General features: G+C 40.8%; 13 protein-coding genes. 6 read left to right on the forward strand and 7 right to left on the reverse strand.

The window, feature by feature from the left end; translation table 11 throughout:
* Positions 1-19: 19 nt before the first annotated feature.
* Positions 20-520, forward strand: coding sequence for a UpxY family transcription antiterminator (locus QOL76_RS15735; RefSeq protein WP_283413929.1), 501 nt, complete (start codon positions 20-22; stop codon positions 518-520).
* A 64-nt stretch (positions 521-584) separates the two neighbouring features.
* Here the strand turns inward: QOL76_RS15735 and QOL76_RS15740 are convergent, their stop codons facing one another.
* The 4 genes from QOL76_RS15740 to dapA form a co-directional block, all read right to left on the reverse strand.
* A complete protein-coding gene (locus tag QOL76_RS15740) occupies positions 585-1289 on the reverse strand; it encodes a hypothetical protein (protein ID WP_283413930.1) in 705 nt (234 codons plus the stop codon).
* Between the two features lie 137 nt (positions 1290-1426).
* Entirely contained in the window at positions 1427-1615 is a 189-nt protein-coding gene (gene xseB / locus QOL76_RS15745) for an exodeoxyribonuclease VII small subunit (RefSeq protein ID WP_283413931.1), read from the reverse strand.
* A complete protein-coding gene (xseA, locus tag QOL76_RS15750; protein ID WP_283413932.1) occupies positions 1612-2922 on the reverse strand; it encodes an exodeoxyribonuclease VII large subunit in 1311 nt (436 codons plus the stop codon). Before xseA ends, xseB begins: the two co-directional genes overlap by 4 nt.
* Positions 2923-2924: 2 nt before the next feature.
* Complete coding sequence (gene dapA / locus QOL76_RS15755) at positions 2925-3788, reverse strand: 4-hydroxy-tetrahydrodipicolinate synthase (protein WP_283413933.1); 864 nt, start codon at positions 3786-3788, stop codon at positions 2925-2927.
* A 377-nt stretch (positions 3789-4165) separates the two neighbouring features.
* Here dapA and QOL76_RS15760 point away from each other — a divergent pair, with 377 nt between their 5' ends.
* Positions 4166-4597 (forward strand): transposase, encoded by a 432-nt coding sequence (locus tag QOL76_RS15760; RefSeq protein ID WP_283413934.1) that lies wholly within the window; start codon positions 4166-4168, stop codon positions 4595-4597.
* A gap of 39 nt (positions 4598-4636) precedes the next feature.
* On the opposite strand, the gene ligA is transcribed toward QOL76_RS15760, so the two are convergent.
* Both ligA and QOL76_RS15770 read right to left on the reverse strand, forming a co-directional pair.
* Complete coding sequence (gene ligA / locus QOL76_RS15765; protein WP_283413935.1) at positions 4637-7090, reverse strand: NAD-dependent DNA ligase LigA; 2454 nt, start codon at positions 7088-7090, stop codon at positions 4637-4639.
* A gap of 154 nt (positions 7091-7244) precedes the next feature.
* A complete protein-coding gene (locus QOL76_RS15770) occupies positions 7245-7988 on the reverse strand; it encodes a hypothetical protein (RefSeq protein ID WP_283413936.1) in 744 nt (247 codons plus the stop codon).
* Positions 7989-8444: 456 nt separating this feature from the next.
* Between QOL76_RS15770 and QOL76_RS15775 the strand changes: the two genes are divergently transcribed.
* From QOL76_RS15775 to QOL76_RS15785, 3 genes are all read left to right on the forward strand, one after another.
* Entirely contained in the window at positions 8445-9077 is a 633-nt protein-coding gene (locus QOL76_RS15775) for a TetR/AcrR family transcriptional regulator (RefSeq protein ID WP_283413937.1), read from the forward strand.
* Between the two features lie 97 nt (positions 9078-9174).
* Positions 9175-11235: a methionine--tRNA ligase gene (gene metG / locus QOL76_RS15780; protein ID WP_283413938.1), complete on the forward strand. Its 2061-nt coding sequence runs from the start codon at positions 9175-9177 to the stop codon at positions 11233-11235.
* A 142-nt stretch (positions 11236-11377) separates the two neighbouring features.
* Entirely contained in the window at positions 11378-11740 is a 363-nt protein-coding gene (locus QOL76_RS15785; protein WP_283413939.1) for a four helix bundle protein, read from the forward strand.
* 84 nt (positions 11741-11824) lie between these two features.
* Here the strand turns inward: QOL76_RS15785 and QOL76_RS15790 are convergent, their stop codons facing one another.
* Positions 11825-12730, reverse strand: coding sequence for a YitT family protein (locus QOL76_RS15790; protein WP_283413940.1), 906 nt, complete (start codon positions 12728-12730; stop codon positions 11825-11827).
* A gap of 262 nt (positions 12731-12992) precedes the next feature.
* Here QOL76_RS15790 and QOL76_RS15795 point away from each other — a divergent pair, with 262 nt between their 5' ends.
* Positions 12993-14417 carry a circularly permuted type 2 ATP-grasp protein gene (locus QOL76_RS15795; RefSeq protein ID WP_283413941.1) on the forward strand — a complete coding sequence of 475 codons (1425 nt, stop codon included), beginning with the start codon at positions 12993-12995 and terminating at the stop codon, positions 14415-14417.
* The last annotated feature ends 13 nt before the right edge of the window (positions 14418-14430 follow it).

Raw genomic sequence — 14430 nt, forward strand, 5'->3', positions numbered from 1 at the left:
CAAATAGTTGAATGAAGAGATGGAAGAACTAAAGTGGTATGTGATGTACACAACTTCACGATCTGAAAAGAAAGTGGCAGATAGATTGAAGGAAAGAGGCTTTGAAGTCTATTTGCCGATGATTGAGGAGCTGCGGCAATGGTCGGACCGTAAGAAGAAAGTGCAAAGAGCCATGTTCAATGGGTATGTTTTCGTTAAAACGAAACGAAACCAACTTTGGGAATGTCTACAGGTTCCTGGAGGAGTTAAATTTGTTCATTTTTCCGGGAATCATGCCACTGTACGAGAAGAAGATCTGGATATTATTAAGCGGGTTATAGAAACTGGTGTAGGCGTTGAATCTGACGGGTCTAGTATTGATCCAGGAGAAAAAGTACTAGTCATCGGCGGGCCTCTTCAGAATATGACTGGAGAAGTTATTGAGAAAGGGAATAAGGATTACTTCCTGATTAGAATTCCTGGTATTTACCAAAATCTGCTAATCTCCCTTCCTCGGAAATTTTTGGAGGTGACTTCCTAAACAAACGAAAGCCCGTTCTTCAGAGATGAACGGGCTTTCTTTTCAATGTGTCTTGTATGGTTTTTTAATCCTTAAACTGGGAGAAGAAATATCTTCTATAAACGATTTGTCCCTGTACCAGATGGTCTCCAAATCTATTGAAACCTACATTTCCATCTAGGTTGTCGGTGAAAGTTGCTAGCAAGGTCCCTTCCAAAGCAATGTCTGAATACGGCCCAAGCGTATAGCTCACTCCGCCTCTGATTGGTACATAACCTGTGGTGATTTTTTCATTGGTCGGTATTTCATCTTCACTAAAAGATTTGGTTTGATCTGTGTTTGCATGCATTACTCCAAGGCCAAGGCCAATGTAGAAATTAAACATGCTTCTGTTCATATGATTTCCAAAAGGGACAACATACATACTTGGCATAATGTCAAAATAATAAACAGATCCTACTGCGGTAAATGCTGAATTGTTCGCGGCCCATATATCGGTTACAGCTTTGTTAGGGTCACCTCCACTAGAGATCCATTGTAAGCCACCGGTTGCCCTTACCTCAAATCGGTCATTTAACCTTTTGGTCAATGAAGCAGAAATTGAAGGCTTTATTTCAAAATTTATAGCTCGGTATTGTCCACCATTATCCATATAAGCGAAAGAAGGACCAACCCCAATGCTCAGAATATTGTCTCTCGAATTTTTCTCTTTATAAAAGCTCTGGGCCGGTAAATTTATACTGGCAAAAAGAAATATAACTAGTGCGGAAAGCTTGAAAAGAGTTGACATAATAGAGATTCCTAAATAAGTGAAATGACCTTAGCGTAGGACTTGATTGCAAATTTGGCAACAAATATGCCAATACCCTGCATGGAATTATATTTAAAACAGATAAAAGCGGAAAAAAGTATATTTTAAATAAAAATTTAAGCGCCTTCAAAGGCTTTTTTGATGTCCTCCTCTGTGGTTTTTAGCTTAGTTCTGCAGGATTTCACGAGCTCAGCCGCTTCTTTTACTAGTGCAGAAAGTTCGTCAACACTTTTCTTTCCTTCCTCTAGCTCCGCCAATATTGTCTCCAATCGGCTCATAGCTTCATTGTACTTTAGTTCACTCATTTTTCCTCAATTTGTGTAATTGTGCTGCTGATTTTATACTTGGACGTATGGGTTTGCAAATTATCCCCTAGCTGGATTTTTGCAGTATTAATGGGCTTTCCATAGATTTCTGAGCGCGTGTATCCTCTGGCTAATATGGAGGCTGGATCCAATTGGCGAAGCAAAGATTCCTTGGAGTCTAGGTTTTGCTTTTCCTTTTTCAAAAAAGTATCCAATCCCCGAATCATGTTTTTCTCAAATGAAGCCAAGTTGTTTTCCTGAATCTGAAGTATGTTTCTTCCAGAAATTCGTATGCGAGTAATCGAAGAATTTAACTTCTCTGCTTCAAGTTTCAGTCGGCTTTCCGCCAAAGCCTTTATCTGATGAGAGGTTTGATGGATTCTGTTTTGCTCTTCGGCAAGTTTTTGTCGCGTTGCCCGATCCAGACGAAGCATTGCCAATCCAAGATTCTCTTCAAATTCCCGAAAGCCTGAAAGTAAAAACTCGGCCACTGCTGTTGGAGTCTTGAGTTTGGTGTGTGCCACCAAATCTGCAATGCTTTCATCCCGCTCATGCCCGATTCCAGTTAAGACCGGTAGCGGGAAATTTGCAATTTTGGCAGCAAGCCTGTAATCATCAAAGCAATCCAAATCCAATTGTGCACCACCACCCCGTATTATTACGACGGCTTCTATTCCCAGCTCTTCTTTTAACCCATCTATTTCATCCAAGCTTCTGGTCAAAGAGACCACCGCTTCATTTCCTTGCATTGCTGAAGGAAATAGCTTGTGATAAACTTGGTAACCGTAGGCATTATTTTCCAATTGATTAACAAAGTCACCGTAACCAGCTGCGGTCGGACTGCTGATAATCGCGATTCTCTGGATAACTGCAGGTAGAATATGCCTTCCATTTAGACGAAGCAAACCTTCCTGGGAAAGTCTATCGATGGTTTCTTGGCGGATTCTAGCTCTTTCACCCAAGGAAAAGGAGGGGTCGATATCCTTTACATTGATGCTCAGTCCATAGACAGGATGGAAGTTCACTGCTACTTGAGCTAGTACTTTCATGCCGTTCTTGATGCTGGATCCTGTAATAGATTCAAATCTTGCTGCTACGGCTCTATAGGCAAAAGACCAAAGGTTTGCTTTGATCTTCGCTTGTACGGTATTTCCCTGCTTTTCTACTAATTCAAAATAGGCATGCCCTTGCGGAGCCTGGCGAAAATCTGCGATTTCACCGATCACCCAAATCACCGGATCCAATTCCGTCTCCAAGGCCAATTGTATCAGCCTGTTGAGTTCAGATATCGATCTGGCATTTTGCATTCTTACTTGAGTTTTTGAAATTCTGCTTTGATCTTTTGGTTTAGACCTAAGCTTGCACGTAACATGGGTAGTCTTACCTGATCGTCGCAAATTCCCATGTGACTAAGTAGATTTTTAATCCCTACAGGATTGCTTTCTTCATACATAAGGCTATTCAGCGGCAAGAGCGAAAATGCGGCCTGAAGACTTTCTTCTTCTGAACCATGGCACAAGGCTTTGAATGTCGCAGGAAGCGCATTTGCCATCACGGAGATAATTCCCGATCCGCCAATACTATAGAGAGCTTTGGTCATTAGGTCATCACCGGAAACAAGCAAGAAGTCTTTTGGCATTTTAGCAGCGATTTGCATACACTGCTCCAAGTTTCCACTAGCTTCTTTCATGCCGATGATGTTGGAATGCTCAGCGAGACTAAGGGTGGTTTCGGCCGTGATGTTAGACATCGTTCTGCCTGGGATATTATACAAAATCACTGGCACTGGACAAGCATCGGCTATTGCTTTGTAATGCGCAACAATCCCTGCTTGAGTAGGTTTGTTATAATATGGGCTTACAGATAGAATTGCCGTAATACCAGTGAAATCTGTGTTTGCGATATCACTCAATACCGACATGGTATTATTGCCACCCATGCCATAGACTACAGGCACACGTCCGGCATTGTATTCTAAACAGGCATTTAGCACTTGTTTTTTCTCTGTAGAGGTAAGCGTAACTGTCTCCCCAGTCGTACCCAAAACCACCAAATAATCCACTCCGCCGTCGATCACATGATCGATTAGACGTTTTAGTCCTTCGAAATCAATAGAGTAATCGTCATGAAATGGGGTGACAAGGGCTACGCCGGTTCCTTTAAGTTGGTGCATGGGTATAAGGTTTGGGAGGCTAAAGATAATGGGATGAGAGGAATTGACATTCTGTTTTTTGAAAAAAACGCCTACGTAGGGGCGAATCAATATTCGCCCAGATTCAATCTCAACCATTGTTCCGATAGGGCGAATGATTATTCGCCCCTACCTATCATGTTGAAATTGATTTTTGGTATATTTAATATGATTTTTTAGAATGATTAATGACCAAATTTTTATTTATCATGACATACGATCCTAATTTTCATCATCGTCGATCTGTTAGATTAAAGGGATATGATTATTCTAAGGCTGGTCTATATTTTATTACAATCTGCTGCTATAGGCGAGAATGTTTTTTTGGAGAAATTTTGAAAAGAGGAAAGAGACAAATCATGTCCCTTAGTAAATCTGGTTGGGTGGTTCAAGAGGGTTGGTTTGAGATACCGTTACATTATCCTGAAGTTGTTCTTCATGAATTTGTTGTTATGCCAAATCATATTCATGGAATCATTGAAATTGTTGATTCTGTAGGGGCGAATAAACATTCGCCCAATTACCATGAAGGGGCTAGGGCGAATATTGATTCGCCCCTTCAACTACCCAACACAGAATTCAAGTCACCTTCAAAAACCATAGGATCCATTGTTAGAGGATATAAGATCGGTGTAACCAAATGGCATCGGGCAAATACAGATATCTATAATGTGTGGCAAAGGAGCTATCATGACCATGTAATTCGGAATGAAAGATCACATGCCAATATCTCCAATTACATCTTGAACAATCCTTCTAATTGGGATGATGATATGTTTTACAAATCTTGATGGTAGGGATATTATAAAAGGGCGAATGATGATTCGCCCCTACGAACCACCTATCATCTTCAAAAACTCCTCTTCGCTAATCATAGGAACGCCGAGCTTTTGAGCCTTTTCTTTTTTGCTTGGCCCCATATCTTCGCCTTCGATGATGAAATCAAGATTTTTGGATACTGAGGAAATATACTGTCCACCATGTGCTATGACGGTGTCTTTGATTTCATCGCGTTTGAAATGCACTAATTTTCCGCTGGCTAAAATTCTCTTGCCTTCAAGTGAATTCCCAAGTTTGACCGATTCGCTTTCATCCACTTCGAATTTCAATCCGAAACCTTTCAGGCGAGTGATGATCTCTTGGTTTTTTGCCTGTGCGAAAAAGTCGTGAATACTATGAACCAGCGTTTCTCCCACACCATTAATATCTAATAACTGCTCAGAAGTAGCAGCTTCCAATTTCTCAATTGTACCAAAATGTCTGGCAAGCAACTGAGCGGTGTTCTCGCCGATATTTCTAATCCCCAATGCGAAAAGAACTTTTTCGAAAGGCTGATTTTTAGAGGTGGCAATTCCTTCCATCATATTTTTGATGACTCCGTCCTGAAAGGTATTTGCTTTGAGTTTTTTGATCCGATCTGTTAATTCCTGATTGAGATCAAGGTTGAGTTTAAGAAGAATTCCGTGAACCGTTCCTTCTTTTTTGCTGACTTCAAGGACTTGGTTGAAATCTACTTTTCTGCTCAGGAATAGGTCCAGAACTACAGCAACTGGAACGTAATCTTCAAGCTTGGGAAGGTTGTGATCTTTGAGATTCGAAATTAGGTAATCGATCATTGCAGTGTTGGAAGGTACTTTCTTCTTCCATTTTCTGATTTGATCCTGAAAAGCCTTCAGCACTTCTGCCAACGGTAACTCGGTGTGTTCGTCCAAGAAATCATGAACCTGCTTAGAAGTAATTCCTTCAGTTAAAGCATAGAGCGCCTTTTCTAAGGTGATATAAAGAATGCCATCACCTTCGGTTTCATATTGATCCTGAGACATTTCCAGTCCGAGCAATTCTTCTTTTTTAGCTTCCAAAGCATAAATGTCAGATGGGTCAATGATGAATCCCTGGTCTATCAAGGCTCTGATACGCTCCGTTCCCATGGAATCTATATCCATTGCGCGTTTAGACACAAAGTGTTCAATTCTTCCCAGTACTTGTGGTGGGCAGGATTCCGCATTTGGGCAGTAATGCTTGGCTTCACTTTCCTTGCGCTCCAGTTCAGTGCCACATTCCGGGCAGTGGGTGATGTAGGAAATAGGTTTTGCTTCTGAACTTCTTCTGTCAGGATTTACCGCAGTAATTTTCGGGATGATTTCTCCGCCTTTTTCCACAAAGACAAAATCACCCTCATGTAGATCCAGGCGCTCAATTTCATTGGCATTGTGGAGGGAAGCCCGCTTCACCGTAGTTCCTGCCAAACTCACAGGTGAAAGATTCGCTACTGGCGTAATCGCGCCTGTTCGTCCGACTTGATACGTCACAGATAGCAGTTCCGTCTCCGCACTTTCTGCCTTGTATTTGTAAGCAATCGCCCATCGGGGATTCTTGGCTGTAAAACCCAGTTCCTCGCGTTGATCGTAATTATTGACTTTCAAAACTACTCCATCAGTATCAACGGGAAGCTCAAAGCGCTTGTCTTTCCAGTCTTCTATGTAATTGATAACTGCCTGGATGTCCGCTACTTTTCTATAGGTTTGAGAGACGTTGAACCCCCATTTTTCAATGAGGGAAATCGCTTCCGAATGTGTATTTACAGAGAGTTCATCACCAAGCAACTGGTAGAAATAGCAATTCAGTCTACGCTTGGCGACTATGGAGGAATCCTGCATTTTCAGCGTACCAGAAGCTGCATTTCGAGGATTTGCCAGAAGGGCATCGCCTGCTTCATCACGTTCTGCATTGATTTTCTGGAATTCTTTCAAGGGTAAAAATATCTCTCCACGCACCTCGAATCTTGCCGGAATATTGTCACCCTTTACTTCCAAAGGGATATTTCGGATCGTACGCACATTTGCAGTGACATCATCTCCTCGGTATCCATCGCCTCGTGTGACAGCTCTTACCAAACGCCCATTTTCATAGACTAAGGAGATGGCAACACCATCGAATTTCATTTCACAGAAGTATTCAAAATCCGTGTGTCCGAGTCCCTTGACTACTCGCTCATCAAAGGCTACAAGTTCTTCTACAGAATACGTATTTCCCAGCGAAAGCATTTTGGTGCTATGTTCCACCGTTTGAAAATCCTTGGTGATCGTCCCGCCGACCCGCTGACTTGGACTGTCGGGATCGAGCAAATCAGGGAAGTTGGTTTCTAAAGCGATCAGTTCTTCCAGAAGCTTATCGAACTCAAAATCCGAGATCTCAGGATTGCTGTCCTGGTAATAGAGGTTGTTGTGATAGTTGATTTCTTGGCTCAGTTGGGCAATTCGCTGTTCGGCTTCCTGTGGATTCATGGGCTTTTTAGAAAAATTAGGGCTTGTAAAAATAATATATACTTACCGCAAAGTCGCAGAGATCGCCAAGAAAGGAGAAATGGAAATGTTAATTCTATCAGATGAAAGGACAAAACATAATGAGCTGAAACATGCACGAAGGAATTATGGTGCGCTAAAAGCCAGCTTCATTTTTTGCGTCAATATTAAAATTTTGAATATCCTTTAAGAACTTTTTCCACATACTGAATTTCAAACTTCCCCCAGAATACAGTTTTGAGATGAAGCCATTTGTGATTACTCTTAATGAGGTTGATTTTTTATATGGTGCTTCTATTATGACTTGTTTAATGTCTTCTATTCGGTATTTATCATTCACCCATGGCCATACATGATTTTTTACTACTAGGTTTTTTTGGTCCATATAAAAATAGTGAAGTTGGAGGCCGAGAGAACCATATAAGACACCAAACATTACAACGAGTCCTATAATTAGACCTCCAGAATTAGGATAAGTAAATACTATAAAAATTGAGAAGATTATCCACCCGTAAAGCAGAATTCCATTAAATGATAGGATATGGTTTCCACTGTATTTTGTCATTTTACTGAGGTGTATAGTGTCAGTAGTGTCAACTTTCGAAGTTGCCTTAAGTGGGCTGAGCAAAATTTGATCATTGCTCTCAATTATTTGCTGGAGCGTTTTTCTGATGGCAGGCATATTTTCATAACGGGAAGCTATTAAGTCGATTTTCCTGCCATTTTTGAGGTTAAGGATTGTTGCGTCCAAGGGGGAATTTGCAACTTGGCTTTTACCGATCAATTCAATCGTATTAATCTCGCTCCAGAGTATAGATTGCTTATTGAAAAGATTGCTGACGTTTATTCCCTTGCTATCAATCTCGATAGATTTACACATTTTTATGTAGTGAATGACGGTCCCAATAATCGCTACAAATAGAATAAGACTTCCATAGATTGGCGTTTTGAAAATTGAATTTACCTTCCCATTCTTTACATCTTCGAAGGAAATGAATATTATAAGAAGGGCGAGTGCACCCAGTAATAAAATAAGCAAGAGAGGTAATAGTATCGAGTTTACAGAATTAAACCGGCTTCTTACAATCATTTTGACCTTTGCTATCTGAATTGATGGGTTGTTTAGGTAGTCAGAATCCAAAATAGTAATTTTTTCACCTAATCTGTCAAGTAAAATTGGGTTTAAATATTTTGCTTTCGTATTATTTCCAATTTTTACAGTACCAAATATTTTTTTCTCATACGATCAGCCCAGCTATGGGGAGTGACGGTAGCAGTCTATTGCATATCCTCGCATTATTTTAAACCTTTGCTGTTGATTATTTCTGTCCCTCCCATGCCTAATAAAGCCAATATTGAAAGCAAAATTCTGGATGCAGCGTACAAGCTTTTTCTGGAAAAAGGCTATCGCCATACCACTATGGACGATATTGCCCAGTTGCTAGGCATGAGCAAAAAGACACTTTATAAGTATTATCCAGGAAAATTTGAATTGCTGGCAGCTTCCTTTGAAGTGACCAAAACTAAGCTCACAGCCAAAGTGGAGGCAATTGTAGATAATCGATACATTTCTTTTCCCCTGAAGCTTAAATCTACATTGACGGTGATGGCTTCCCTGCTAGGCCCAATTAATCCTGAGTTATTCGAAGACCTGCGGGAACATGCGCCTGAAATTTGGGAGGGCTTGGAGCAGTACATAAAGGAATCTGCTTATATACGATTCAAACAATTGTTGGATCAAGGGATTAGTGAGGGTTTGGTTAATCCTGCTGTTAATGTCAATTTGGTCGTGATGCTCTATGCTACCGCGATACAGTCTCTTATGGATCCGAAATTCATCGCACAGTTTCCTGAGCCAATTCAACATGGAATGAAGATTCCTCCTGCAGACATCTACGATCAGGCTATCTCTATTATTTATAAAGGCATTCTAACAGATGAAGCCCGTAATGAATTTGCAAATGCCTAAGGCAGCCTAAGCCTGATTTCCCTATCTTTGCACCCTTATTCTGCAATGAATTTTATATTTCAAAGCGGGGTTTACTATTTCGAATCTTAGAATGATTATGAGCAATACCAATTTCAAAAGATATACCATTACTTCTGCGCTTCCTTATGCGAATGGCCCACTTCACATTGGTCACTTAGCTGGATGTTACATCCCTTCAGATATTTATGTGCGCTATTTGCGAAGCTTAGGCAAGGATGTGGCATACATCTGTGGTTCGGATGAGCATGGAGTTGCGATTACGATCAAAGCTAAAAAGGAAGGTAAAACCCCTCAGGAAGTAGTGGATCACTACCATCAGATCATGAAGGGGAGTTTTCAGGAATTTGGGATCAGTTTTGATCACTACTCCCGTACTTCTGCTCAGATCCATCATGAGACTGCTCAGGGATTTTTCAAGGATTTGTATGAAAAAGGCGAGTTCCTCGAGCAAAGTACAGAGCAATATTATGACGAGGAAGCCAATCAGTTTTTGGCTGATCGTTATATTGAAGGGACTTGCCCTAAATGTGGCAATCCAAATGCGTATGGTGATCAATGCGAGAAATGTGGGAGTTCGCTGAGCCCTACAGATCTTATCAACCCAAAGTCAAAACTAAGCGGAAGAACTCCAGTATTGAAAGAAACCAAGCATTGGTTTTTGGACTTGGCGAAGTATCAGAGTTTTCTGAAAAAATGGGTGCTAGAGGATCACGCTGAAGATTGGAAAAATAATGTACTGGGACAATGTAGATCATGGTTGGAAGCTGGTGATGGTTTGCAGGCTAGATCAATGACCCGTGATTTGGACTGGGGAATCAAAGTGCCTTTGCAAGACGCGGAGGGCAAAGTCCTTTACGTTTGGTTTGATGCACCGATTGGATACATTTCTTCTACCAAAGAATGGGCTGCTGAAAAGGGAATCGATTGGGAACCGTATTGGAAAGATAAAGACACTAAGTTGGTGCACTTTATCGGAAAAGATAACATCGTGTTCCACTGCATTATTTTCCCTGCGATTCTTAAAACCCACGGGGAGTATATTTTGCCAGATAATGTCCCTGCAAATGAGTTTTTGAACCTGGAAGGTGACAAGATTTCCACTTCCAGAAACTGGGCAGTTTGGCTGCATGAGTATTTGGAGGAGTTTCCAGGCAAGCAGGATGTGCTTCGCTATGTGCTGACTGCTAATGCTCCTGAGACTAAGGATAATGACTTTACCTGGAAGGATTTCCAAACTAGAAATAACTCAGAGCTGGTTGCTATATACGGGAATTTCGTAAATCGTGCCGTGGTTTTGACACATAAATACTATCAGGGAACCATCCCTCAGCGTGGAGAATTGACTGGCTATGATCAGGAGGTTTTGGATGCATTGGCAGAATTCCCTGAGAAAATTGCCGCATCCATCGAGCGATACCGATTCCGAGAGGCTTTGGGAATTGTGATGGATTTGGCCCGCTTGGGCAATAAATACCTGGCGGACACAGAACCTTGGAAAGTTATCAAAACCGACGAAGCCCGTACTGGAACTATCTTAAACATTGCATTGAACATCGCTGCGAATCTTGCGATTGTATCAGAGCCTTTCTTGCCTTTCACTGCTGGGAAACTGGTGGATCTTTTTGGGATGGAAAAAATAGACTGGTCCGAGGCTGGTCAAGGTGAGCTTCTCAAAGCAGGAACTTCACTGGGAGAGATGGGATTGCTATTCGAAAAAATCGAAGATGTAACCGTAGAAAAACAAGTACAAAAACTATTAGATGCCAAGAAGATGAATGAAGCTGAAAATGCACCAGTGACTCCAATGAAGGAGATAATCACCTACGATGATTTTGCGAAGCTGGATATGAGAGTAGTGACTATTTTGGAAGCGGAGAAAATGCCAAAATCCAAGAAATTACTTAAACTCAAAGTTGATATTGGACTAGGTGAAAGAACAGTTCTTAGCGGTGTAGCTGAGCATTTCGAGCCTGAATTTTTGGTAGGCAAGCAAGTGACTATGTTGATCAATTTGGCCCCAAGAAAAATGATGGGAATCGACTCTGAAGGAATGATTTTGATGGCAGAAGACAAAGACGGCAAACTGAAGCTGATGGTTCCGCATGAAGGAACTGCGAGTGGATCGACGATTTCATAAATTATCAAAGTTCAAACTCAAGTTTCAATGGACAAGTGTTGAGGACTTCAACCTTGAAATTTAATTATTGACCATTGAAAATTGATCATTAAATTTTGGCCCAATTGGATTAAATTCGATTGGGCTTTTTTAATGGTTTTTTATGGATAAGAAATATGATTTAGAAGAACGGCTAGTTCGTTTTGCTGGAGAAACCATCAAATTTTGTAATTCTTTAGGCGATACTTTTGCCGAAAATCATTTGCGAAATCAATTAATTAGATCTGCTACTGGTGGGTGCCTTAATTATGGTGAAGCACAAGGTGCCGAGAGCAAAAAGGATTTTGTGCACAAAAATGGGATAGTTTTAAAGGAGTTAAAAGAATCTAGATCAACCTTGAAAATATTAACCTATTCTGAATTTGGAGATGCAATTCTTCGATCGGTTCTTTTGAAGGAATCAGAAGAACTTTGCGCGATTTTTGGTAAGATCATCTTTAATACGAAGAAGAATATGATGCAATAAATTATCAATTATCAAATTCAAGTTTCAATGATCAAGTTGACTAAACTTTGAAAATTGATAATTGAAAATTGTCCATTGCTCATTTCAGTGCAACGGTCTCTTCTTAATCATCCCTCCTTTAGTATCCTTAATAGGGTATTGGATTACAAAGGCTTTGGAGTCAATTTTTTCTATCTCTAACAACATTTTGGTGACTTCCAGTCGAGTAATCACACAGAATAATACTTTTCTATCCGGTAGTTGATTGGCTTTGTCGCCATAGCCTCCGTCCGACTTGAGCACCGTTACTCCTCTTCCTAGATCGTGAGAAATCATTTGTTTGATGTCTTCATTGTGTGGAGACATGATCATCACACCTAAATATTCTTCTACGCCATTGATGATGAAATCTACCGTTTTGGAAGCTGAGAAGTAAGTCAGCATGGAGTACATCGCCGTTTCTATTCCTACGAATATTGCCGCAACTATAAAAAGGCAAACATTGAAAATTGTGATAAAATCCCCTACCGTTAGGCTTGATTTTCTGCTGACTGATATCGCCAATACTTCTGTGCCATCGATAACTGCACCGCCACGAATAGCGAAACCAATTCCAGACCCAAGGAAGAATCCTCCAAATACGGCAATGAGCAGTTTATCTGCAGTGATTGCTGGAACTTCTATGAAGTGTACCAAAAAAGCTAAGCCAAAGATGGCAATTGAGCTTTTGAGGGCAAACTGTAAGGAAACCTGTTTGGCACCTAACAGGATGAATGGCAAATTGACTAAGATAATAAGTACAGAAAGGTTGACTGGGGTGAGCATTTCCAGAAGTAGGGACATGCCCATTGCACCACCGTCGAAAAAACCGTTGGGGAGCAAAAAGCCTTTCAAGCCAATACTAGCCATCACAACTCCGATAGCTATGAAAAGTCCGTCTTTGATTTGTCTCCAAATCGTAATTCTCTTTACCAGTTGATTGTCCTGAATTTTTAAAAGTCTTTTCACCATGGTTCGAAAATAGAATTTTTTAATCAACAGTTCTGCCAACAATGCAATCTAAGGCAAGAATAAATTCATAACTTATGATGGAGGATAAGATAAACTACTGGATTGTCATCATTGAAGTATTTGTAAGAAATGAATCTTGTTTTTAACAAAATGTGGTGTTATTATTTATTTTAATCGAAATTTGAGCCTATTTTCTTAAAATTTTTGACAATTACGCTTTTTCATCTATCTTTTTGAACCTAGTTTGATTTTAAATAAACTTATGAAGACAGACGGATATAACGCAGGAGAACATTACGATGAAATGATTTCCGCAGAAGGGGAGATCAGAGAGCATTATGCGGAGTTTTACAATCACCTGAAGAAGACTAGTTCTAGGAAAATGAATCATCTGCAACATTCTGCCAATCAGACGCAGCGCTCGATGGGGATGACTTTCAATGTCTATCATGACAATCAGGGGATGGAAAAAATCCTTCATCTGGATATTATACCCAGGATAATACCCAATTCGGAATGGCAGAAATTGGAAGCTGGACTGAAGCAAAGAACTCATGCGCTGAATCTTTTCCTTCAGGATATTTATAATGAGCGGAAAATCCTGAAGGACGGAATAGTGCCTTCAGAGCTTATCCTGAAAAGTAAGGATTACCTCGAGCCCTGCATTGGACTCACTCCTCCCAAAGGCATTTGGTGTCATATCACTGGAACTGATCTGGTGAAGGCCAAAGATGGAGAGTATTACATTTTGGAAGATAATCTTCGATGTCCATCAGGCGTCTCTTATATGCTGGAGAGTCGTGAAATCATCAAGCGAGTTTACCCGGATATTTTCAATCAAAAAGGGGTTATGCCAGTTTCGAATTACCCTACAAAACTCCTTCGTATGCTTCAGAATCTCTCCGATAAGCCAAAGCCGGTTGTTGGAGTACTGACTCCAGGGATTTATAATTCTGCATACTATGAGCATTCCTACCTCGCTTTGCAAATGGGCGTAGAGCTGGTAAATGGTGTGGACCTTATCGTAGAAAATAAGCGTGTGTATATGCAGACCACCAAAGGATTGCAGCAGATCGATGTGCTTTACCGACGGATAGATGATACATTTTTGGATCCGGAAACCTTCAATCCTGAATCTATGCTAGGAGTTCCTGGTCTTTTTGAAGCATACAAGGCAGGAAATATCGCATTGGCAAATGCGCCAGGCACTGGTGTGGCAGATGATAAAGCCGTTTATGCTTATGTTCCAAAAATCATAAAATATTACCTGGACGAAGAACCAATCCTGAATAATGTGCCGACCTACTTGTGCCGAGAAGAGAAGGACAGGCAATACGTATTGGATAATATTGAAGAATTGGTAGTGAAAGAAACGAACGCTGCGGGCGGATACGGAATGCTGATCGGCCCTAAGGCGGATGCTGAAGAACATGCGAAATTCCGTGAACTCATCAAAAACAATCCAACCAATTACATCGCTCAGCCCACCTTGTCACTTTCCACCGTACCCACTTTGACTGATGAAGGAATTGGTGGCAGGCATGTGGACTTGCGGCCTTATATTTTATATGGAGAGGAAATAGAAGTAATTCCTGGGGCACTCACCAGAGTTGCTTTAAAGAAAGGTTCCCTGGTGGTGAACAGTTCGCAAGGAGGAGGCAGTAAGGATACTTGGGTTTTATATTAAAATAACAGAACGA

Source organism: Algoriphagus winogradskyi, assembly GCF_900182815.1.
GTDB lineage: Bacteria > Bacteroidota > Bacteroidia > Cytophagales > Cyclobacteriaceae > Algoriphagus > Algoriphagus winogradskyi.